The following is a 21,070-nucleotide window of genomic DNA, read 5'->3' as shown; positions in this document are numbered from 1 at the left end:
CGGCTTTGCCGGGGATTTTTTATTGGGCAAACACCCAAGCACGCCTTGAAGTCGCAGGCGCGGGCTTTTACTCTAAGGCCTTTGACTCTCACCAAGCCGTGCCATGCCTCAATCTTTTTTTGCCAGCACCCGAGACGCCCTGAGTATCTATTTCCACAAGCGGGTATTCATCTTATTGCTGCTTGGTTTTTCCGCCGGCCTGCCGCTGATGCTGGTATTTTCCACCCTGTCTTTCTGGCTCAGGGAAGCCGGGGTAGACAGGGCCGCCATCGGCTATTTCAGTTGGGTAGCCTTGATCTATGCCTTCAAGTGGGCCTGGTCCCCTCTGGTCGATCGCATGCCCCTGCCTTTGTTCAGCCAACTCTTTGGCCGCCGCCGCGGCTGGATGCTGTTCTCCCAGCTATTACTGATAGCCGCCATTTTGGGGATGGCCGGCAGTGACCCCATGGAAGATCTCACCCATCTGGCACTCTTTGCGCTGATGGTGGCCTTTTCCTCCGCCACCCAGGACATAGTGGTCGATGCCTTTCGTATCGAGTCGGCGCCGGAAAAAATGCAGGCGGCACTGGCCGCCGCCTATCAGGTGGGCTATCGCAGCGCGATGATCATAGCCACGGCAGGCTCATTGACTATCGCCGCCTGGGTTTCTCCCACGCCGGAAAGCTATGATCTCCAGAGCTGGCAAACCGCCTATCTGATAATGGCAGGTTTGATGGGCATAGGCATACTGGCAACACTTTTTGCCAAAGAGCCGGCGGTGGACATCAGCTCTATAGGGGAAGAGGAAGCCAACCTCAGAGACAGACTCAAAGCCAACCTGGCACCCAGACTCTCGGTCTGGGCCGCGCCGGCCAACCTGTTTATCCTGCGCCATGGCAAGTTACTGCTCCTGCTGCTGGGGCTTTATTTCTGTTTTAGCCTGGCTGAACCCTTCACCCAGATACTGCAATCCTACTTTCCGAGTCAGGCCCTGAATACAGATGCAGTCACTCTGGCCACTATGGGGCTCATTCTGCTGCTCTGGTTGCTGATCTTCGGCGTCAAAAGTAAAGACAGGGCTATTCAAGAGCAGGAAGCCAAGCAGCTGACCCAGGCCGGCACAGATAGGATGGCCGCCTTTATCTCCTGGCTTTACAGTGTCGTGGCCCTGCCCTTTATCGATTTCTTTCGCCGCTACGGCAAGAGCGCGATTCTGATCCTTATGCTGATCTCCTGCTACCGGATCTCGGATATCGTCATGGGGATCATGGCCAATGTTTTCTATGTGGATATGGGCTTCAGCAAGGAGGAGATCGCCACCTTGAGCAAGGTCTATGGTCTGATCATGACCCTGGTGGGCTCAGCATTCGGCGGGGTGTTGTTGGCACGCTTCGGCACCATAAAAATCCTCTATGTCGGCGCCTTCCTGGTGGCCACTACCAATCTGTTGTTCGCCCTGCAGGCCATGGTGGGCTACAACGTGCCGCTGCTGACCCTGGCGATTTCGGTGGACAACTTCAGCGGCGGTATCGCCACAGCGGCCTTTATCGCCTACCTTTCCAGCCTCACCAGCAGTGGCTACAGTGCCACTCAGTATGCGCTGCTGTCTTCGGTGATGTTACTGTTTCCCAAGTTTATTGCCGGCTTCTCCGGCGCCTGGGTCAACGCCTTTGGCTATGTGAATTTCTTTGTCAGCGCCAGCATCATAGGCTTGCCCGTGCTGCTGCTGATTTGGCTGGTGCAAAAAAACAGCCCGCCGAAGCGGGCCAATACTGCTCAAGATGCGCTCAAGTCGCAGATTAACGACTAGTCGCGGAAGTTATTGAACTGGAACGGCTGGCCCAGCTCGGCATTGCGGGCCAGCGCCATTACGGCCTGCAAGTCGTCACGCTTCTTGCCTGTGACCCGTACCGAGTCGCCCTGGATTTGCGCCTGCACCTTGATCTTGCTGTCTTTGATCTGTTTTACCAGCTTCTTGGCGACATCGGCCTCTATGCCTTGTTTGAACTTGACCTTCAAAGAAAACATCTTGCCGCTGTGAATCGCCTTCTCATCCACTTCCATCGCCTTGGGATCCACATTACGACGGCTCAGTTGGGTTCTTAAAATATCCACCATCTGATTACACTGAAAGTCAGACTCTGCCGACAGGGTCACTACAAAGTCTTTATACTCCACCGCAAATTCCACCCCGCGGAAATCGAAGCGGGTATCCAATTCACGTTTGCTGTTATCCACTGCGTTACGCAGCTCAACGGCATCTACTTCTGACACTATATCGAATGAGGGCATTTCGTCGCCTTTTACTTATCAGTCAAACCAATAGCGCCAGTCTACCCTAAGTTGAAGCCGAGCTGAATAAATCCACGTCTGCTGATGACAGCCAGGCTTTATTTTGACTATGATGTTCGCCAAGCTTTCCAACCCTGCGTGATTTGTGATTAACCGACAGTTGCTGTTTAAAATTGCTTTGTTGATTGCCCTGGCGGTGATCAGCTACCTGGTTTTTTCCAAGCCGAACTATCCACAGAGCATCCCTAATCTGGATAAAGTGGGCCACATAGGTAGTTTCTTTGCCCTCGCCTGGCTGACCTATCTGGCTTTCCGTCCCCGCTGGTACTTGATGTTTGCCACCCTGGCCGGCTATGGCATTCTGATAGAGATGGTGCAATCCCGTCTGCCCTACCGCAGCGCAGATGTGGCCGACTTTGTCGCCGATATGGCCGGAGTCGTACTATTCTACTTCTCACTCTGGGGCTATCGCAGATATTTTCGCGCCGCCATGTTGAGGGAGTAACCGGAATGCAGATAGGGATCCTCGGCGTTGGGGCAATAGGGCAACTGCTGGCGCAGCAACTGACCGCAGCCGGGCTTGAACCTTGGTTATTACCAAGAGCCAACACCCCGTCATTGGCTGAGCAGGGCGAAAAGCAAGTCTATACCCTTGAGCTTGGCGACCAGAGTCTGCAAACATCCTTTCTGTGTCTGGCGCAGGACTCGAGCAAGCTCAAGCAGCTCGAGCTCTTGCTGGTCACGGTCAAAGCCTATCAGGTTGAAGCGGCGCTGGAGCCTTTGCTGCCAAAACTTCACCCGGATTGCCGCATCCTGCTGCTGCACAACGGGCTTGGCCCCCATCAAAGCCTGGCTGCCAAGCTGAATGGCCGGCCGCTGAGCCTGGGCACCACCAGCCAGGGAGCGCTGAAACTCAGCAGCAATCATATTCGCCAAACCGGCAGCGGCCTGACCCAGATAGGTGACTTAATCGGCGCCCCCATGCCAGAGGCGATGAAAACCGTTCTGCTCAATGCCATTCCCGGCAGTCAGTGGAGTGATACCATTCTCGAAGCCCTGTGGCAAAAGCTGGCGGTCAATGCCGTTATCAATCCGCTGACCGCCATTCATAGAGTCAACAACGGTGCCCTGGCCGCTCCCGAGTTTGAGGGAACAATCTGCGCCATTCTCGATGAGCTGTTACAGGTGGCCAAGCAGGAAGGCATAGCGCTGACGTTTGATGCGCTGCACGCCAGAGTCAAGGAAGTGATACGGCTAACCGCCGCCAACTCCTCCTCCATGTATCAGGATCTCAAGCACGGCCGCAAGACGGAAATTGACTATATCAACGGTTACCTGCAGCAGCGCGCCGAGCAATACGGGCTCACACTGCCAATCAACAGCGAACTGCTGGCCCAAATAAAGGCGCTTGAATCAAATCTGCTTTAACCACTGGCCGCAGGCCCAGGCAATAAAGTTGGCCCAGGCGTAGCCAAATACCGCGATCAGAACCGCAAGAGGCACCAATGCCTGGCGATAGGCGCTGGTGACCACAGGCGCCGAAGCCGCCCCGCCAAGATTGCACTGACTGGCAATGGCGAGATAACCGAATGGAAGCCTCAACACTCTCGCCGCCAGCAGCAACAAGAAGACATGCACCAGCAACCAGATAGCCCCGATAACAAAGAACCAGGGCAAAGACCAGAGCATACCGATATCCATCTTCAGCCCCATGATAGCCAACATCAGATATAGACAGGCATTACCGACTCTGTCGGCGCCATAGGCCGCCAGCCGCCGCGCCGGTGTCAGCGACAGGAGCACGCTGGCCGTCGTTAACCAGACCACCAGCCAGATAAAGGGAGTATGCAGGTGATAGGCTCTGGCCATAGGCCAGTGGCGGACAATCAGCTCCGCCGTCCAATCGGCGCCCCAGTGTGCCAAGCCGCCCAGCATCAGCGGCAGGCAAAAGATCAATAACCAGTGATGGCTCTGTGCCAGGCGCCGTTCCGGCAAGGGCGTATCCAGCATAGTCGCCTGCGGCTCGCGGCTTCGAAGCCAGCGATTGATTTTGGCCTCGTGGGGCGCCAGCGCCAGCAGTATTGCCATCCAGATCCCTGAAAGCACCACATTCACAGTAACAAAAACCGCAAAGATACTGTCACCGGCACCGAACAGTTCTTTCATCGCCATCTGATTGGCGGTGCCACCGACCCAATTACCTGCCAGGGTCGCCATGCCACGCCAGAGGCTATCCTCCCCCTGCGGCAGCAAGAGCTCAGGCTGTATGTATCCCACCAACCACAGCGCCAGCGGCCCCCCGACAAAGATCCCCAGGCTGCCGATAAAAAACAGTAGCAGCAGCTTACCTCCACAGCGCCAAATACTGCCGATATCCAGCCCCAGCAGCATCAACACCAGACACATGGGCATAAGGTAATCGACGGCAAACTTGGGCAACTGAGAATCTTTTACCGCAATCAGCCCCATGGTGTTGAGCAGTGATGGCACGAAATAACAGGCCACCATCACTGGCAAGAACCGATAACAGCGACGCCAGAAAGGGCTGTTGAGACCGCTGGTGTAGAATATGCCTCCCAAGATCAGGCAAAGAATGCCAAACAGCTGAAAATCGGTTTGGATCATGCCGGCCGTTGCTCGTCGAACTCGCGTTGATCCAACATAAATTCAAGAAAATTGGCCGGTAAAGGGGCAAGCACTTCCTCGGCCCGGCGGATCACCCAATAGTTACGTTCAAAGTCCCAGCCGGGCAGTTCCAACTCCACCAGATCGCCACGCTCCAATTCGGCATCTATCGCCATAAAGGGCAAGATACTGACCCCATAGCCAGTGGCCGTGGCGCGTTTGATGGCTCCCAGAGTTCCCATGGTGATGGTTTGCGACGGCACAATGCCGACGCTGTGTAGTAACTGCATAGCCCTGACGCGGGCAACCGTCGCGCTTTCATCCAGATACCAGACTTCACGCGACAGGCGCTCGGTATCGACAACCTCTTTAGCCAGAGGATTATCGGCGCCGCAAACAATACAGATCCTGTCTCTGAGCCAAGGCTCACAACAGAGATTGGCCAGCGACGGCTTGGCATCAACAAAGGCCAGGTCCAGTTCCCGTTCAGAAACCATCCTCTCTATGTGGCTTGAATCTTTGATCATCAAGCGAATTCCTGTGGCCGGAAAACATTGATGGAACACAGGCAAGCGCCGCGATAACACATAGTTTCCCGCAGTTTTACTGGCACCGACCGTCAGTGTGCCACATACGCCACTGGCACTGGCGTGAAATAACTGCTGTACCTGCTGCTCTGACGCCAACATCCCGTTGGCGTATGGCAGCAACAACTCCCCCTGCGGGTTGAGCAGCAAACCTGTCGCACTGCGCTCAAACAGGCGGCACCCCAGCGCTGACTCCAACTCTTTCAGCGCCATACTGACGGCCGGAACCGACATATGCAGCTTCCTGGCAGCTCGGGAGATCTGCCCTTCGGCATGTATGCACTTGAATACCAGCAGTTGTTTGAGAGTTATCTTCATCAGGGGAATCGCCGCGGTTTGGGTTGGCGTATTTTAGCAATCCCGTTACCGGGAAAAGTTGATCCAGCCGAGCCTGCGATAAGGCTCGGAAACCAGCTACAAATACTGTGACTCAGAACATGTGTTTCATCGCCAGAGTCACCAGCTTGTCGTCATACTCCGTATAACCTCCTGCGTCGGTAAAATCGCCATCCAGATAGGTGGTTATCAAGCTGAACGTGGTGCTTTTGGAAGCTCGATAGTCCAACCCCAAAGACGCCTGCCAACTGGAAGCATCTGTCACACTGGCTTTATCAGCCAGGCTGGATACCACCTTGCCATTGCCTGAGTTGTCATACAGATATTGCGCCTTGAAACTGTATTGCTGCCAAGGGATCTCCATGCTGGCAAGCAAACTGTTGCCACTGAGATTTTGATATTTCTGCGACTCGGAATGCTGATACATAAACCCCAACTTGGCACCGGCCAAGCGAGCGCCGGCAACGGCTCGCACCGCATCCAAGGCATTGAGACTATCGGCATAGGCCAGCGCCAGATACCAGGCATGCAGTTTCAATTTGGCATCACCCGCTGTCAGGCTCAGTGCATAATTGCCGTTTGAGCCATTTTGCTCCGGCAAGTTATCGGCAAATTGATAGCTCACGCCCAACTGCACTCCATACCATTTGGGTGAGTAATAAGTAGCTGAATCTCCCAGGCGGTCATTCCCAGCGATAATTTTTGCCATATCACTGGAAGTGATATTGAATAAATCCACCTTACCTTCCGTCTTTTTAAACACAGTATCATTACGACCAAATACCAGTGTACCCAATTGGCTTTCGACACCCAGGTAAGTATTACGAGATTTAAACAGCGAAGAAGTATCAAAGTAGCCGCCGTTATTACCAAACTCCATCACATAAACAATATTGATATTATCGTTGAGTTTTTCTTTACCCTTGACACCGATAAAGGAGGCATAGTTTTCCAGATAAGCACCGTTTTCCTTTCTATCTGACAGCAAGCCACTGTCTGAGTGGCTCAGCCCAAGCCAAGCCCGACCATAAAAGTCGGGGGCAGCCTGGCTGACCAGCGGCAACAGTGAGCAGGTAATTCCAGCAATAATCGTTTTTTTCAGGTTCATCATTTTGTCTCTTTATATTTATGAGTTGAAATATGAGTTAGCGCCGAAATATAGTAAAAACTTTTATACCCATTTGAGCATTGACTGGATCACACACTCATAACAGAGGCATCATTTTCAATTTTATTGAAAACGAATTAAGCGAATTCAAAACCATGAATTAAGAAAACTTGAAACCTATTTCAACAATTAATAACTCGACATCAAACTTGAGCCGCCTCACCTTTTTTTACATTTTATTTGCTCATGCTAATAACGAATCCAATAACAAATATTTTAGGGAGCAATATGAAACTCACTTATCTCAGCGGTCTGCTGGCCTGTTGCCTTTTCGGTGCAGCCGGAGTGCAGGCGGCACCTCAGGATCTGGGCAAATTTCACAGCGACAGCCAACAAGGCTGCAAAACCTGCCATGTTTCGCCTAACAAGATTGACGACAGCGAGGCCCATGAAAATCAACAGTGCCGCAGCTGTCACGGAGACTACAGCGACCTGAAGAACCCAGCCCTGGAGATAGATCCCCACGGCTCTCACCTGGGTGATATCGCCTGTACCAGTTGTCACAAGGGGCACGAAGCACCCAAATTTTACTGCAATGAATGCCACTCTTTTGAACATAAACCCATGCCCTTTGCCGATGTCAAAGCCAAACCGGCCTGGGACAAAGAATGGGATCAGCAAAAAATTCAGCAGGCTATCGCCGCGGGACCAAAACAAAGCACAGATGTGGTGGTAATAGGTGCCGGCAGTGCCGGCTATAACGCTGCCATCAGCGCCAAACAGGCCGGGGCCAAGGTGGTATTGCTGGAAAAAGCCCCCTTCTCCGGCGGCAACTCCATGCTGGCGGCCGGTGGCTATAACGCCGTGGGTACCAAACAACAAGCTGCCCACAAGGTGGACGACCAAGTGGCCTGGTATGTGGAAGATACGATGAAAGGCGGTCGCTACGCCAACGATCCCAAGTTGGTGCAAATTCTGGCGCAGCAGTCAGCCGACGGTATCAAATGGCTTGAATCCCTCGGCGCCAATATGGATGACCTCAAACGCTCCGGCGGCGCCCGGGTGGACAGGACACACAGACCATCGGGCGGGCTCAGCGTCGGGCCACATATCATAGATGTACTGCGTAAGGCCGCTGACAAAAATCAGGTGGAAACCCGCCTCAATTCACGGGCAGTGAAACTGGTAGTGAATGACGAGCAGCAGATACTCGGGGTAGTGATCCACGGTAAACACTCTGGCTATTACATGTTGGGCGCCAAATCCGTGGTGCTGGCAACCGGTGGCTATGGCATGAACAAAGAGATGATCGCCTACTATCGCCCAACCTTTAAAGGCATGACCAGTTCCAACAATATTACCGCAACCGGCGATGGCATCGAAATGGCCAAGTCCATAGGCGCCAGCATGACAGATATCGACTGGATCCAGGCACACCCAACCATAGGCAAAGACAGCCGCATCTTAATCTCTGAAACCGTGCGCGGTGTCGGGGCTATCATGGTCAACAAGGATGGCAAACGTTTTATCAACGAGTTGACCACCCGCGACCGGGCATCGGATGCCATTCTCAAGCAACCCGAACAGTTTGCCTGGTTGGTGTTCGACAACCAACTGTACAAAAAAGCCAAAATGGTACGCGGCTATGATCACCTTAAGATGTTGAAAAAAGCCGATAATGTAGCCGAGTTGGCCAAACTCACCGGCATGCAACCCAAGGCACTGGAGCAAACAGTGAGTAGTTACAACCGCTCTTTCAAAGTCGGCAAAGACAGTGAATTCAACCGTGAAAATATGCCGCTTGATCTGACTCAGGCTCCCTTCTATGCGGTGAAAGTTGCTCCAGGCATTCATCACACCATGGGTGGGGTCGCCATAGATGAGAAAGCCGAGGTACTGAACCTGCAAAGCTGGCCCATCAAAGGCCTGTATGCCGCCGGAGAGGTGACGGGTGGGGTACATGGCTACAACCGTCTGGGCGGGAATGCGGTGGCCGATACGGTTATCTTCGGTCGTATCGCGGGTAAGAATGCTGCCGACAACGCGTTGGCCAAATAGGCTCCCTGCAAAGAGTGCCCTCGGCACTCAGAGCCGGCTCGCTCCCGGGCCGGCTCACTCCCCAACACACTAAGGACACACAGATATGAAGCATAAGTTCAAGAGCTAGTTACTGCTGTTGGCCCTGGGCTGTACCCTGAGCTTCGGCAGTTGGGCAGAGACATTGAAAGTGATCACTTCCGGCGGTTTTGCCGGCACCCTGACCGCGATGGAGAAGCAGATAGAACAGGATACCGGGCTGGATTTGATCATCTCCTATGGCTCGTCATCCGGTGGTGCCCATGACTCCATTCCGGAGCGGCTCAAACGCAACGAAGCGTTCGATGTGTTGATCCTGTCCCAAAGCTCACTCAACAAGCTGACAGAAAAGGGCTATGTGCGCAGTGACAGCCACAGGGTTCTAGTGCGTTCCCGCATAGGCATGTGCGTTAAAGCGGGCACAGCCAAGCCGGACATCAGCACAGAGGAAGCTTTTATCAAGGTGCTGCAACAAGCCGATTCAATAGGTTACTCGGCCAGCGCCAGTGGCACTTATCTGGCCAGCAAACTCTGGCCCGAGATGAGGCTGTGGCAGATGATAGAACCCAAGAGCAAAAGGGTTTTGAGTGAAAGGGTCGCCACCGTGGTCGCCAGAGGAGAATTACAGATAGGTTTTCAGCAGATAAGTGAAATACTGCCTATCGCAGGCGCCGAATTTGTCGGGCCGATCCCGGACAAATTCCAGAAGGTAACCACCTTCTCAAGTGGTATCACCCAAAGCAGCCTGCAACCTGAAGCAGCCAAACGTCTTATTGACTACCTGGCCTCGGATAAACCTTATGTACTCAGCAGCATACGCCACTCAGAGCTGGATCCTGTGGCAGCAGAGTAAATCATCCCCAAAGCACCAATACCGCGGCCAGGGCAATCAGTACCAGGCCGCCCATATCCTTGACCTTGACCCGCTGCTTGAGCCAAAGGCTGGAGATCAGCATCATAAAGAAAACTTCCACCTGCCCGAGCGTTTTCACATAAGGCACGGCCGTGAGCGACATGGCGCTGAACCAACCTATGGAGCCCAGACAGCTGCTGATACTGATGGCCAGGGTCAACCTGGGCCTGTGCCAGAGTTTTTTAAGGGTTTCTTTATCTTTGATAAGAAGCCAGGCTAGCAGCAACAAGGTCTGCAGCAGAATAACCAACAAGAGTACCCAGGCGGCGCGGTGAGGAAATGGCAAGCCCAGCACCAGGCTTGCTTCCCGAACCCAGAGCGAAGTCAGCGCAAAGGCGCTGCCGCACCCCAACCCCAGCAACAGTGTCTTGAAGGACAATCCTTGCGCCCGAGAATGCTTGCCCGATGAACCGCAAGCCATGACTGAAACGAAAAACGCCCGCGATTGCGGGCGTTTGAGGCTAACACGCTAGCCAGGTGATTCGCTATTCCACCAAAGGCGCAGCTTGCAACAGCTTATGCAAGGTTAACCAAGCGCTTGGCTCAGCGACTGGTATCCAGCGCCGGGAAAGACTTCACCAGATCATCAACAGCCTTCATCTGGCTCAGATATCCTTCCAGTTGCTGCAGTGGCAAGGCACAAGGGCCATCACACTTGGCATTATCCGGGTCCGGGTGCGCCTCAATAAACAGTCCGGCCAGTCCCAGCGCCATACCGCTGCGGGCCAGTTCGGTTGCCTGGGCACGACGACCACCGGCAGAATCTTCACGGCCGCCAGGGCGCTGCAGCGCATGGGTGGCATCGAAGATCACCGGGTAGCCGGATTGCTTCATCTCATCCATGCCCAGCATGTCTACCACCAGGTTGTTATAACCAAAGCAGCTGCCACGCTCACAGAGAATGATCTCATCATTACCCGCTTCGTTGAATTTCTTGATGATATGCCGCATCTCATGGGGCGCCAGGAACTGAGGCTTTTTCACATTGATGATAGCCCCTGTCTTGGCCATGGCCACCACCAGATCTGTCTGGCGCGCCAGGAAGGCCGGCAACTGGATGATGTCGACCACTTCGGCCACAGGCGCGCACTGGTAAGGCTCATGCACATCGGTAATCAATGGCAGCTTAAAGGTGTCCTTGATCTCCTGGAAGATTTTCAAACCTTCTTCCATGCCGGGGCCACGATAGGAGTTGACGGATGAGCGGTTGGCCTTGTCGAAGGAGGCCTTGAACACATAAGGGATCCCCAGCTTCTGAGTGACTTCCGCGTAGGTTTCGGCAATGGTCATCGCCAAGTCCCGCGACTCGAGTACGTTCATGCCACCGAACAGCACAAAGGGCTTGTCATTGGCTATCTCGATAGCCCCCAGATGTATGGTTTTATTACTCATCGCAACTTCTCTCTTGAATGCCGCTCATGCGGCGTTAACTTAAATCAGCCGGCCACGGCCTGCAGCAACTGGCCACAGAGCCAAGCCATATAAGTGCCTAAAGCATAGCCGAATACCGCCAGCAGTACACCTACGGGTGCCAGTGCCGGATGGAAAGCCGCAGCCACTACGGGCGCAGACGCCGCGCCGCCAACGTTGGCCTGGCTGCCCACCGCCATGTAAAACAGCGGCGCACGGATAAGCTTGGCCACCAGCAGCATCAATCCCGAATGCACCAGCATCCAGATAATGCCCACCAGGAAGTAAATCGGCGTATCCAGTATCTGGGATACATCCATATGCAAACCGATTGTGGCCACCAGTATGTAGAGGTAGGCCGAGGCTATCTTGGAGGCTCCGGCCGCTTCCAAATGACGTGCCGGGCTGAATGACAGCAGCAAACCTATGGTGGTCACTATCACCACCAGCCAGAAGAATCCGGAGGTCAGACTGTATTGCTCGGTCCAGGGATAGTTGGTCGCAAACCAGGGAGCCAGCAGGTCGGCGCCGACATGGGCCAGACCGGTAATACCAAAGCCCACAGCCACTATCAGCATGATGTCGCGCAGGCTGGGAATGCGGGCGTTTTCGGCATGATATTGCTCCACCTTGGCCTTGAGGCTTTCAATGGCGCTGGTATCTGCACCTGTCTTGGCATCTATCTCCTTGGCCCTGGATGCCATAAACAGCAGCACGGCCATCCAGATGTTGGCGACTATCACATCGACAGTGACCATCACGGAGAAGATATTACCACCCACTTCATAAATCTCTTTCATCGCCGCCTGGTTGGCACCGCCGCCAATCCAGCTGCCGGCGAGTGTCGTCATGCCGCGCCAGACTGCGTCCGGGCCGTGGCCAGCGGTCAATGTCGGGTCGATTGCCGACATGATAAGCAGGGCAATCGGGCCACCTATGACAATGCCCATGGTGCCGGTCAAAAACATCACTACCGCCTTGGGACCCAGCCCCAGAATGGCTTTGAGGTCGACGCTGAGGATCAACAATACCAAACAGGCAGGCAGCAGATAACGGGACGCCACATAGTAAAGTTTGGAGGTACTGCCATCGACAATCCCAAAGGTATTGAGCAAGGATGGCAGGAAGTAACACAGCAACAAGGCCGGGATGAAACGGTAAAACTTTTGCCAGAAAGGATGGCTGCTGCTGTTGGTGTAAAAAACGAAGCCGAGAATGGCGGCCAGAATGCCGAGCGCGGTGGCGTCATTGGTCACCAACGCAGTCATTTCAGTGGCCGCCTGTGAGGTACTGCTCATAGGTCCTATCTCCCTTGCGATTGCAATTTATTGTTTTATTTTAATATTTATATTTTTCTCACTGCCCTCACGGGCAGGTTCAATGGAAGGTTTGAGGGTCGTCTCCCAATTCTCTGAGTTGCATCTTCACCAGCTCGACCACAGGGTCGTGCGGGCTGTTGTCGACAAAATACTGCAGATCGGCGCTGGCGACATGAATCGCCCCCAGTTGTTGGGCAATAAAGGCGCGCTCCCTATGCAGGCTGAGATCGTCGGCATGCCATTCAAGCAGCAAATTGCAGCACTCCATCGCGACTTCAAATTCATGGGCGACTATGGCACCAGCCTTGAGTTCATGCAGCATGCGGGTCATCAGCCTTTGGGTGCCAACCGGCTTGAGGTAAGACGCCTTCAGCGGCGCACTGTTGCCAAGCTCGCCGCGAACCAGGGCATGCAAGCGCTCTTTGCTGAGACGCTCCCCCCGAAGCGGGTCGAGATAGATGAGTTCACCGGCCACGTGGCAGGCCAGCACTGTGGTGCCCGGCAACAGTACAGGGTCGAATTTCAAGTCCAGCTGTTTGCCAAGCAACATAAGCACAGTTGCCAATGTGGTGCTGTTCCCCTGGCGGCTGAGAATACACTGGCCGAGATCGGCCGCCTGCCGGGAAAAATAATCTTCTCTGGGGGCAAACCCCAGATCCTTGTAAAACCAGTCCAGCAGCGCCTGAAAGCGCCGCTGCTGATCGACCAGATAATGGCTGAGCACTGAGCCGGACAGTTCCAGCCAGGCCCAGTTGGCCTGTTTGGCCAGGCCAAAGCCCAGATGTTGGCAAAGCTCAAATGCCGACTCGGGCAGAGAGAGTTCGTCTTGCTTAAGAGAATATTGTTGCATTACCCCAGAATTACCGCTTGTTTGAAGTGTGCCAGTTTTGCCGCATAAACCACCCAGCCCAGAGCACCGAGGAAGGCGAAGATCCGGAAGATCAGATTACGGTTGGACTTGAGCGCCATCACGCCCAGCAGTATGTAAGCGACCACTGCGCCTATCTTCTCCGTCATCCAGGGATCGACGAAGGGATACTGCTTGATCATAAAACACAGAGTCAATCCGGACAGCAGCAGGAAAGTATCGATCACATGCGGACCTACCTTCAGCAGTTTCTTGTCCATAATGGCTGACTGACGCAGCTTAAGCACGAAACGCACAATGAACAGCAATACGCTGACGGCGATCAGGGTCATGTGCAGGTGTTTAACTGCCGGATACAGGCTGTAAAAAGTTTCCATCGGATAGCTATCTGTAGGTGAACAAAGGCGACAGTGTACCCTATCGCAGTGCTCAGCACCAAGGCCAAGCCGCTGTCGAAAAGGCGGAATGATGACAGGAAATGGGGACGATATCGGCGGTTTTCAAGCCCGGGAGATAACCCCGGGCACAGACACTCAACCGGGCCAAAAACCCAGGGTGCATCTATCATTGGAGCCAAAGTCGCGCACTGTGGCCACCTGCTGATAACCTAGCTCGGCAAGTTTTTCCCTGAGGTTCACGGCCTGGGCATAACCATGCTCCAGCAGCAGATAACCGCCCGGCAGCAAATGCTCCCTGGCATGGGCTGCGATATGGAATAGGTCGGCAAAGCCCTGATCGGCGGCGGTCAAGGCGCTGCGGGGTTCGAAGCGCACATCGCCCATCTCCAGATGCTCATCATCCTCCTCGATATAGGGAGGGTTGGAAACAATCAGCTGGAACTTACGTCCCTGAACCGCCGAAAACCAGTCGCTCTGAAGGATCTCCACCTGCGGCAGTTTCAAATTATCCCGGTTGGCGCAGGCCAGCTCCACCGCGGCCTCGACCTTATCAACAGCAGTCACCTGCCAGCCTTGTCGCTCATGGGCCAGTGCCAGCGCGATAGCGCCGGTACCTGTGCCGAGATCCAGCACGGCGATATCATCTGAAAGCGGCAGGTTGAGCGCGGTTTCCACCAGAATTTCGGTGTCCGGGCGCGGAATAAGAGTGGATTCGTTGACAATAAAAGGCAGTGACCAGAACTCGCGCTCACCAACAATATGGGCCACGGGCACGCCTTGGCTGCGACGCTGCACCATCTGGGTGAACTGCTTGTGCTGCTCGGCCGACAAACTTCTTTCGGGCCAGGTATAGATAAAACTGCGGCTCTTGCCCAAGCAATGCAGCAACAGGGCTTCGGCATCTGCATGGGCAGACTCGGACGATGCGGCCAGCATAGAAGAGGCCCATTGCAGGGCCTCGGCAATATTGAGTTTAGTCACAGACAGTCCTTTTATTCGTCGGACAGAGCCGCCAGCATGTCGGCCTGATGTTCTTGCATCAAGGGCTCAAGCAGCTGCTCCAGGTCTCCTTCTATCACCTCGTTGAGACGATACAGTGTCAGGTTGATCCTGTGGTCGCTCACCCTTCCCTGAGGGAAATTATAGGTGCGGATCCGCTCGGAGCGGTCACCGCTGCCCACCAAAGAGCGACGGGTAGATTCTTCGGCGCTGCGGCGCTTTTCGTCTTCGGCCGCCTGCAAACGGGCTGCCAGCACGCTCAAGGCCTGAGCCTTATTCTTGTGCTGTGAGCGCTGATCCTGGCATTCAACCACCAAGCCTGTGGGCAAGTGGGTAATACGAATCGCCGAGTCGGTTTTGTTAACGTGCTGACCACCGGCACCGGAAGAGCGGAAGGTGTCGATACGCAGCTCGGCCGGGTTAATTTCCACCGCCTGTGCCTCGGGCACTTCGTGCATAACGGCCACGGTACAGGCCGAGGTATGCACCCGCCCCTGGGATTCGGTTTCCGGCACCCTTTGTACCCTGTGACCACCGGACTCAAACTTGAGTTTGCCGTAGACACCGTCACCGCTGACCTTGGCAATCACCTCTTTGAAACCGCCATGCTCGCCCTCACTGGCGCTCATGACCTCGACCTGCCAGCGCTGGCTCTCGGCATAACGGCTGTACATACGGAATAGATCGCCGGCAAAGATAGCGGCTTCATCACCGCCGGCACCGGCACGGATTTCCAGAAAGGCGTTGCTGGCATCATTGGGATCTTTGGGCAACAGCAGAATTTGCAACTCGCCTTCCAGTTGCTCCAGTTGAGCACGGGCCGCCTTGCTCTCTTCCTGAGCCATCTCTTTCAGCTCAGGATCTTCCTCGGCCAACATCTCCTGTGCGGTTTGCAGATCCGCCTGCGCCTGCTGGTAGGCCTTAAAGCCTTTGACCACATCTTCAAGCTGAGCATATTCCCGTGACAGGGCTCTGAACCTGTCTTGATCCGCTATGACATCTGCGTCACTGAGCAGGGCCAATACTTCTTCATTACGCTCAAGCAAGCCTTCCAGCTTGCGGATAACGGATTCCTTCATTTAGCTCGCTAACCTTAGTGTTTATCCAAGCCGAGCGCGGTTCTCAATTGACCCAAAGCATTGAGATCCCCCTGACGACTGGCTGCAGTCAGGGCCTGGGTCGGTGCATGGATCAGTCTGTTGGTCAGACGGTTGGCCAGTTCCAGCAGCACCTGCTCTGTGTCTGCTCCCTGCGCCAACTTGTTCATTGCCCGTTCAACCAGCTCATCTTTAATCGCCATGCTCTGGGTACGATATTCGCGAATGCTGTCGACCGATTCCAGTGAACGAACCCACTCCATAAACTGGTGTGAATGCTCTTCGGCAATGACTTCCGCTTGCTCGGCGGCCTCTCTACGGGAGGCCATATTCTGTTCGATTATGCTTTGCAGATCATCGACCGTGTATAGGAAAGCATCGTCCAAATCACCGACTTCTGCCTCAATATCACGGGGAACCGCTATATCAACCAATAACATAGGTTGATGGCGGCGCTGCTTAAGCGCTTTTTCTACCATGCCCTTGCCCAGGATGGGCAGCGGACTGGCGGTAGAGGATATCACGATATCGGCCTTGGGGAGAAAATCTGGTATCTGCTCCAGGGTAATCGCCTGGGCATTGAACTCTTCACACATGGCTTCGGCGCGGGAAATGGTGCGGTTGGCCACCACCATGCTGGTGACGCCGTTTTCCTTCAGGTGGCGGGCAACCAGTTCTATGGTTTCACCGGCGCCAATGAGCAGCACCTTGGTCGCAGCCAGAGAAGAGAAGATGTGTTTGGCCATGCTGACGGCGGCAAAGGCAACCGAAACTGCCGCTGTGCCGATTTCCGTTTCGGTGCGCACCTTCTTGGCCACGGCAAAAGTATTTTGAAACAGACGATCCAGTGTCAGTGCCACTGTGCCGGATTCCTTGGCCTTGGCAAACGCCTGTTTGACCTGACCGAGTATCTGCGGTTCGCCCAGCACCAGAGAGTCGAGCCCGGATGCAACCCGCATCAGGTGTTGCACCGCGGGTTGACCACAGTGTTGGTACAGGCAAGGGGCCACCTCTTCATGGCTCAGGCCATGATAGTCTTCCAACCAACGCACTACCTGCTCGGCATTTTCTGTGTTGCAGTAAAGCTCGGTGCGGTTACAGGTGGAAACGATGACGGCTTCCCCGCTCTGAGTCTCCTTGGCCAGGCTGCGCATGGCTTCATGGATCTTGTCCGGGGCAAAGGCAACTTTCTCACGCAGGTCAACAGTGGCGGTTTTATGGTTTATACCAATTGCTACAAGGCTCATCTGAACTCGTTCTGGACTCTTGGCGTCGCTGTAGGATGCGGCCATTCTACTGAATTGGCCACCTTAAAAACAGAATACGCTTAACAAAACCGAATAAAGGTCTAACTTCTCAACCAATTTATCAATTAAGCTGAACAGGCGCTGGCAAAAGCCATAAGGGCGACACCACAGGGGTCGGCGCTTATTGGTATTCTGCCAAAGCCCTCGTATCATAGGCGGCCAACACAGTGAACAACAGATGATTATTTTGAAGTACTTCACAAAAACCTGTTTTACACCTCTGTCGGCCCTGCGTCTGCTGTTGCCCCTGCTGCTCCTTGGCCTGCTCAGCGCCTGTAGCAGCCTGCCCGATGCCCGCTGGCAGGCGACTCAAGTCAAGCACGCAGAGCAAGCCAAGGCCTGGGAGCTGAAAGGCAAGCTGGCGGTAAAAACTCCCGAGGAAAAATTCAGCACCAATCTCTATTGGCTGCACACCCCAACGACAGAAGAGCTGAGACTCACCACCATGTTGGGCACCAGTGTGATGCTGCTGAAAAGCGGCCCGGACGGCGCCTTACTGGAGTTGGATGGTGAAGTCTATCGCGACCGAGACCCGCAGCGTTTACTCGATGGCCTCAGCCGTTGGAGCATCCCCCTTAACGCCCTGCCCCGCTGGGTACTTGGCCTCAGTGCCGCCGACACTGAACTCGTGCTCACAAACAATGACGGTAAACCCCAAAGCCTGGAAGATGGCAGTGTCAGCCCTCCGTGGCAGGTGAAGTATCTCAGCTGGCAGCAACAAAGCGGTGCCGATATTCCGCGCCTTCTTAAACTCAATCGCGGCGCGCTCGAACTCAAGATCCAGTTAACCGAGTGGCAGGCACTCGAAGCCCAGAGCACACTCACCACCAAGGAAAGCCAGCAGCCATGAGTTCTCTAGACCAAACATCCAACCCCAATAGTCTTTCGCTTGGCTGGCCGGCCCCGGCCAAGCTTAATCTGTTTTTGCACGTCAATGGTCGCCGGGAAGATGGCTACCATGAACTGCAGACCCTGTTTCAGTTTCTCGACCATGGTGACCTGTTGGACTTTAAAGTTACCGCCAATGGCGAGCTCAAACTGCACTCCAATCTCGGCGCTGCTGTCCCGGATAGCGATAACTTAATTCTCAAGGCCGCAAAATCATTGCAGCAAGCCAGTGGTTGTGAACTGGGGGCCGAGATCTGGCTCGACAAGAAACTGCCCATGGGCGGCGGTCTGGGGGGCGGCTCGTCGGACGCGGCCACCACTCTGGTGGCCCTCAACGCCCTGTGGCAAACCGGCCTGAGTGAAACTGAACTTGAGCAAATTGGTTTAAAACTCGGCGCTGATGTTCCTGTTTTCATTAAGGGTTTGGCGGCCTTTGCCGAAGGGGTCGGCGAAAAACTTCAGCCGGTGGAACCGGCCGAACCTTGGTACCTGGTGCTGGTTCCCGAGGCCCATGTTTCCACTGAAAAAGTGTTCCATGATCCTGATTTACCAAGAGATACTCCCAAGCTCTCTCTGGAGCAACTGCTGAGTGCCCCTTGGCAAAACGACTGTCAGGCGCTGGTATGTCGCCATTACCCTCAAGTTGCCAAGGCCTTGGGCTGGCTGCTAGAATATGCGCCGTCCAGAATGACCGGAACCGGTGCCTGCGTGTTCGGGGAGTTCGAAAAACAGCAACAAGCTCTCGATTGTCTGGCACAGCTGCCACCATCTTTCAAAGGCTTTGTTGCCAAAGGGATAAATAGATCGCCGCTTCAGAGTCGACTGGCTCGCCTCTGAACAGTTTCTTCCGGGATGAAGCGGTCCGCCGTTTTTTGTCCCAGCCACTAAAATAAAGCAAACGCCTGAGGTTCTTACAGTGCCCGACATCAAGCTCTTTGCTGGGAACGCTACCCCCAGTCTCGCCAAAAAGATAGCCGACCGTCTTTTTTGTAAACTCGGAGACGCAGAGGTAGGCCGTTTCAGCGATGGTGAAATCAGTGTCCAGATAAACGAAAATGTACGTGGTGCTGATGTGTTTATCATTCAGTCCACCTGCGCACCAACCAACGACAACCTGATGGAGTTGATCGTAATGGTTGATGCCCTGCGCCGCGCTTCAGCCGGCCGTATCACAGCCGTTATCCCTTACTTTGGTTATGCCCGTCAGGACCGTCGTGTCCGCAGCGCCCGTGTACCCATTACCGCCAAAGTGGTTGCCGATTTCCTCTCCAGCGTAGGTGTCGACAGAGTACTGACCTGTGACCTGCACGCCGAGCAGATCCAGGGCTTCTTCGATGTACCGGTAGACAACGTCTTCGGTAGCCCAGTGCTGCTGGAAGATATGCTGGCCAAGAAACTGGATAACCCGGTTGTTGTTTCCCCCGATATCGGTGGTGTTGTTCGCGCCCGCGCCGTAGCCAAGCTGCTCGACGACTCAGATCTGGCGATCATCGACAAGCGTCGCCCACAGGCCAACGTGGCTCAGGTAATGCACATCATAGGTGACGTTCAAGGCCGTGACTGCATCATAGTTGATGACATGATCGACACAGGTGGCACTCTGTGTAAAGCTGCTGAAGCCCTTAAAGAACACGGCGCCAATCGCGTCTTTGCTTATGCGACCCACCCGGTATTTTCCGGTAATGCCGCCAGCAACATAGTAAACTCAGTGATTGACGAAGTCATAGTGACTGACACTGTGCCCTTGAGCCCAGAAATGCTCAAGACAGGCAAAGTGAGCCAGCTGACCATGTCAGCGGTACTGGCCGAGGCTATCCGCCGCGTCAGCAATGAAGAATCTATCTCTGCCATGTTCCAGCACTAAGCTAACATGTTAAACAAGAAACGCACCTTAGGGTGCGTTTTTTTATGCTTGATATCTGGGTTGCCATAACGTTACCCATCAGCTGCGGTGTGCTCTCGCACAGGCGATCCTGTGACACGGCGTGAATACGTCCCTGTAGCCTCGACGAAAACATCCTTGTTTTCGACGGTCACAGTTCCGCCTGTGCCTGGAATATAGGCGTATGTCTGTAGGAATATAAACAATTTCAAGCAACGCTATTCTTACAAAATTGCACTAATCTCCCCCTCGGAGTCGCCGAAAGCTGTTGGTAACGCTCAATACCATGATGAAAAATCGAATTCGATGGGGCAAAAGCTATCACAATTAGCGAAATAATTACTGACGGAATGCCCCAGTCACTTGTTATGTGAATCTACCGATAAATTACTTACCTTGCATGTATGAATCAACCTCACGCTGAATGCGCTTAATTTCTTGAATTGGGAGTTCATAAATTTGCCCATAACAACTACCGGGACCAGGGTGTTCTGTTGCAAATAGTATACCGTTGTCTTCTACATTAATCGGAGTAATCAATGTGATGGAATTACTACTTACGTACCAAGCAATAATCGCATCCATGTTGATGAAGCTGTCTTCTGTGATTGCTAATTTTTTCATTTTAAATTAATCCTCAATAACTAAATTCAGATATATTCACATAGACATAATGATTCCCTGTGCAGGTGTCGGCCTCCGTGTTTTCTCGTGGATTAGTTAAACCAGAGCCACACTGTTTGTTGATCCAATAGGCAAACAATCACAGGAGGCCGACATGTCTAAAGCTAACACACTTTTTATCGGGTTGGACGTACACAAGGAGACCACTGACGTGGCCTGGGTTTCTGATAAGTCTGCTGAGACTGTGCATTACCATGGCACAATCCCAACCAACCTGCGTTCATTCGATAAACTCATTAAGAATCAAACAGCCAAGACCAGCAAGCTCTGTGTTATCTATGAGGCTGGTCCCTGTGGCTTCT

At 53.9% G+C, this 21,070-nt stretch carries 20 protein-coding genes and 2 pseudogenes; 9 read left to right on the top strand and 13 right to left on the bottom strand.

Annotated elements, in window-relative coordinates:
• Positions 1–103 precede the first annotated feature (103 nt).
• Entirely contained in the window at positions 104–1,789 is a 1,686-nt protein-coding gene (locus N512_RS0105955; RefSeq protein ID WP_028779731.1) for an MFS transporter, read from the top strand.
• Here the strand turns inward: N512_RS0105955 and N512_RS0105950 are convergent.
• Positions 1,786–2,271: a YajQ family cyclic di-GMP-binding protein gene (locus N512_RS0105950; protein WP_028779730.1), complete on the bottom strand. Its 486-nt coding sequence runs from the start codon at positions 2,269–2,271 to the stop codon at positions 1,786–1,788. The two genes, N512_RS0105955 and N512_RS0105950, sit on opposite strands and share 4 nt — an antisense overlap.
• Positions 2,272–2,416: 145 nt before the next feature.
• Between N512_RS0105950 and N512_RS0105945 the strand changes: the two genes are divergently transcribed.
• Together N512_RS0105945 and N512_RS0105940 are read left to right on the top strand one after the other, a co-directional pair.
• Positions 2,417–2,776 carry a VanZ family protein gene (locus N512_RS0105945; RefSeq protein ID WP_028779729.1) on the top strand — a complete coding sequence of 120 codons (360 nt, stop codon included), beginning with the start codon at positions 2,417–2,419 and terminating at the stop codon, positions 2,774–2,776.
• Positions 2,777–2,781: 5 nt separating this feature from the next.
• Positions 2,782–3,699 carry a ketopantoate reductase family protein gene (locus tag N512_RS0105940; protein WP_028779728.1) on the top strand — a complete coding sequence of 306 codons (918 nt, stop codon included), beginning with the start codon at positions 2,782–2,784 and terminating at the stop codon, positions 3,697–3,699.
• On the opposite strand, the gene N512_RS0105935 is transcribed toward N512_RS0105940, so the two are convergent.
• The 3 genes from N512_RS0105935 to N512_RS0105925 form a co-directional block, all read right to left on the bottom strand.
• A complete protein-coding gene (locus N512_RS0105935; protein WP_028779727.1) occupies positions 3,685–4,896 on the bottom strand; it encodes a DUF819 family protein in 1,212 nt (403 codons plus the stop codon). The genes N512_RS0105940 and N512_RS0105935 overlap by 15 nt on opposite strands.
• The gene (locus N512_RS0105930; RefSeq protein ID WP_025011699.1) at positions 4,893–5,801 is read right to left on the bottom strand and encodes a LysR family transcriptional regulator; all 909 of its coding nucleotides are present in this window, start codon (positions 5,799–5,801) and stop codon (positions 4,893–4,895) included. Before N512_RS0105930 ends, N512_RS0105935 begins: the two co-directional genes overlap by 4 nt.
• Positions 5,802–5,913: 112 nt before the next feature.
• Complete coding sequence (locus tag N512_RS0105925) at positions 5,914–6,930, bottom strand: porin (RefSeq protein WP_028779726.1); 1,017 nt, start codon at positions 6,928–6,930, stop codon at positions 5,914–5,916.
• A 285-nt stretch (positions 6,931–7,215) separates the two neighbouring features.
• Between N512_RS0105925 and N512_RS0105920 the strand changes: the two genes are divergently transcribed.
• Both N512_RS0105920 and N512_RS22370 read left to right on the top strand, forming a co-directional pair.
• On the top strand, positions 7,216–8,985 hold the full coding sequence (locus tag N512_RS0105920) for a flavocytochrome c (RefSeq protein WP_028779725.1): 1,770 nt from the start codon (positions 7,216–7,218) through the stop codon (positions 8,983–8,985).
• Between the two features lie 169 nt (positions 8,986–9,154).
• Positions 9,155–9,856: a substrate-binding domain-containing protein gene (locus N512_RS22370; RefSeq protein WP_231473534.1), complete on the top strand. Its 702-nt coding sequence runs from the start codon at positions 9,155–9,157 to the stop codon at positions 9,854–9,856.
• A gap of 1 nt (position 9,857) precedes the next feature.
• On the opposite strand, the pseudogene N512_RS22365 reads toward N512_RS22370, so the two are convergent.
• From N512_RS22365 to hemA, 8 genes and pseudogenes are all read right to left on the bottom strand, one after another.
• Positions 9,858–10,301 (bottom strand): annotated as a pseudogene (locus tag N512_RS22365) (EamA family transporter); the annotation flags it as partial.
• Positions 10,302–10,459: 158 nt separating this feature from the next.
• Complete coding sequence (gene kdsA / locus N512_RS0105905; RefSeq protein ID WP_025011695.1) at positions 10,460–11,308, bottom strand: 3-deoxy-8-phosphooctulonate synthase; 849 nt, start codon at positions 11,306–11,308, stop codon at positions 10,460–10,462.
• Between the two features lie 44 nt (positions 11,309–11,352).
• Positions 11,353–12,624 carry a DUF819 family protein gene (locus N512_RS0105900; protein WP_371872575.1) on the bottom strand — a complete coding sequence of 424 codons (1,272 nt, stop codon included), beginning with the start codon at positions 12,622–12,624 and terminating at the stop codon, positions 11,353–11,355.
• A gap of 79 nt (positions 12,625–12,703) precedes the next feature.
• Positions 12,704–13,495, bottom strand: coding sequence for a transglutaminase family protein (locus tag N512_RS0105895; protein ID WP_028779723.1), 792 nt, complete (start codon positions 13,493–13,495; stop codon positions 12,704–12,706).
• Positions 13,495–13,890, bottom strand: coding sequence for a SirB2 family protein (locus N512_RS0105890; protein WP_025889918.1), 396 nt, complete (start codon positions 13,888–13,890; stop codon positions 13,495–13,497). The genes N512_RS0105895 and N512_RS0105890 overlap by 1 nt, the downstream gene beginning before the upstream one ends.
• 156 nt (positions 13,891–14,046) lie before the next feature.
• Positions 14,047–14,892: a peptide chain release factor N(5)-glutamine methyltransferase gene (prmC, locus tag N512_RS0105885; protein WP_028779722.1), complete on the bottom strand. Its 846-nt coding sequence runs from the start codon at positions 14,890–14,892 to the stop codon at positions 14,047–14,049.
• A gap of 11 nt (positions 14,893–14,903) precedes the next feature.
• Positions 14,904–15,989 (bottom strand): peptide chain release factor 1, encoded by a 1,086-nt coding sequence (gene prfA, locus N512_RS0105880; protein ID WP_028779721.1) that lies wholly within the window; start codon positions 15,987–15,989, stop codon positions 14,904–14,906.
• 14 nt (positions 15,990–16,003) lie between these two features.
• A complete protein-coding gene (hemA, locus tag N512_RS0105875) occupies positions 16,004–17,254 on the bottom strand; it encodes a glutamyl-tRNA reductase (RefSeq protein ID WP_028779720.1) in 1,251 nt (416 codons plus the stop codon).
• Between the two features lie 238 nt (positions 17,255–17,492).
• Here hemA and lolB point away from each other — a divergent pair, with 238 nt between their 5' ends.
• The 3 genes from lolB (at position 17,493) to N512_RS0105860 (ending at position 20,066) form a co-directional block, all read left to right on the top strand.
• On the top strand, positions 17,493–18,164 hold the full coding sequence (gene lolB, locus N512_RS0105870) for a lipoprotein insertase outer membrane protein LolB (RefSeq protein ID WP_028779719.1): 672 nt from the start codon (positions 17,493–17,495) through the stop codon (positions 18,162–18,164).
• Entirely contained in the window at positions 18,161–19,039 is an 879-nt protein-coding gene (gene ispE / locus N512_RS0105865; protein WP_028779718.1) for a 4-(cytidine 5'-diphospho)-2-C-methyl-D-erythritol kinase, read from the top strand. The genes lolB and ispE overlap by 4 nt, the downstream gene beginning before the upstream one ends.
• Positions 19,040–19,118: 79 nt before the next feature.
• The gene (locus tag N512_RS0105860) at positions 19,119–20,066 is read left to right on the top strand and encodes a ribose-phosphate pyrophosphokinase (protein WP_028779717.1); all 948 of its coding nucleotides are present in this window, start codon (positions 19,119–19,121) and stop codon (positions 20,064–20,066) included.
• A gap of 405 nt (positions 20,067–20,471) precedes the next feature.
• Here the strand turns inward: N512_RS0105860 and N512_RS0105855 are convergent, their stop codons facing one another.
• Positions 20,472–20,708 (bottom strand): hypothetical protein, encoded by a 237-nt coding sequence (locus tag N512_RS0105855; protein WP_028779716.1) that lies wholly within the window; start codon positions 20,706–20,708, stop codon positions 20,472–20,474.
• Positions 20,709–20,862: 154 nt separating this feature from the next.
• Here N512_RS0105855 and N512_RS24635 point away from each other — a divergent pair.
• A pseudogene (locus N512_RS24635) lies at positions 20,863–21,070 on the top strand (IS110 family transposase); the annotation flags it as partial.

It is taken from the genome of Shewanella sp. 38A_GOM-205m (assembly GCF_000518445.1).
Lineage (GTDB): Bacteria > Pseudomonadota > Gammaproteobacteria > Enterobacterales > Shewanellaceae > Shewanella > Shewanella algae.
Note: the sequence above shows the minus strand (reverse complement) of the source record. Positions and strands in the feature narration are given on the sequence as shown.

What these genes read in the sequence shown, in the direction of transcription:
- N512_RS0105955 (WP_028779731.1), top strand. Translation starts at nt 104, where the DNA reads ATGCCTCAATCTTTTTTTGCCAGCACCCGAGACGCCCTGAGTATCTAT.
- N512_RS0105950 (WP_028779730.1), bottom strand. Translation starts at nt 2,271, where the DNA reads ATGCCCTCATTCGATATAGTGTCAGAAGTAGATGCCGTTGAGCTGCGT.
- N512_RS0105940 (WP_028779728.1), top strand. Translation starts at nt 2,782, where the DNA reads ATGCAGATAGGGATCCTCGGCGTTGGGGCAATAGGGCAACTGCTGGCG.
- N512_RS0105935 (WP_028779727.1), bottom strand. Translation starts at nt 4,896, where the DNA reads ATGATCCAAACCGATTTTCAGCTGTTTGGCATTCTTTGCCTGATCTTG.
- N512_RS0105930 (WP_025011699.1), bottom strand. Translation starts at nt 5,801, where the DNA reads ATGAAGATAACTCTCAAACAACTGCTGGTATTCAAGTGCATACATGCC.
- N512_RS0105925 (WP_028779726.1), bottom strand. Translation starts at nt 6,930, where the DNA reads ATGATGAACCTGAAAAAAACGATTATTGCTGGAATTACCTGCTCACTG.
- N512_RS0105920 (WP_028779725.1), top strand. Translation starts at nt 7,216, where the DNA reads ATGAAACTCACTTATCTCAGCGGTCTGCTGGCCTGTTGCCTTTTCGGT.
- kdsA (WP_025011695.1), bottom strand. Translation starts at nt 11,308, where the DNA reads ATGAGTAATAAAACCATACATCTGGGGGCTATCGAGATAGCCAATGAC.
- N512_RS0105900 (WP_371872575.1), bottom strand. Translation starts at nt 12,624, where the DNA reads ATGAGCAGTACCTCACAGGCGGCCACTGAAATGACTGCGTTGGTGACC.
- N512_RS0105895 (WP_028779723.1), bottom strand. Translation starts at nt 13,495, where the DNA reads ATGCAACAATATTCTCTTAAGCAAGACGAACTCTCTCTGCCCGAGTCG.
- N512_RS0105890 (WP_025889918.1), bottom strand. Translation starts at nt 13,890, where the DNA reads ATGGAAACTTTTTACAGCCTGTATCCGGCAGTTAAACACCTGCACATG.
- prfA (WP_028779721.1), bottom strand. Translation starts at nt 15,989, where the DNA reads ATGAAGGAATCCGTTATCCGCAAGCTGGAAGGCTTGCTTGAGCGTAAT.
- hemA (WP_028779720.1), bottom strand. Translation starts at nt 17,254, where the DNA reads ATGAGCCTTGTAGCAATTGGTATAAACCATAAAACCGCCACTGTTGAC.
- lolB (WP_028779719.1), top strand. Translation starts at nt 17,493, where the DNA reads ATGATTATTTTGAAGTACTTCACAAAAACCTGTTTTACACCTCTGTCG.
- ispE (WP_028779718.1), top strand. Translation starts at nt 18,161, where the DNA reads ATGAGTTCTCTAGACCAAACATCCAACCCCAATAGTCTTTCGCTTGGC.
- N512_RS0105855 (WP_028779716.1), bottom strand. Translation starts at nt 20,708, where the DNA reads ATGAAAAAATTAGCAATCACAGAAGACAGCTTCATCAACATGGATGCG.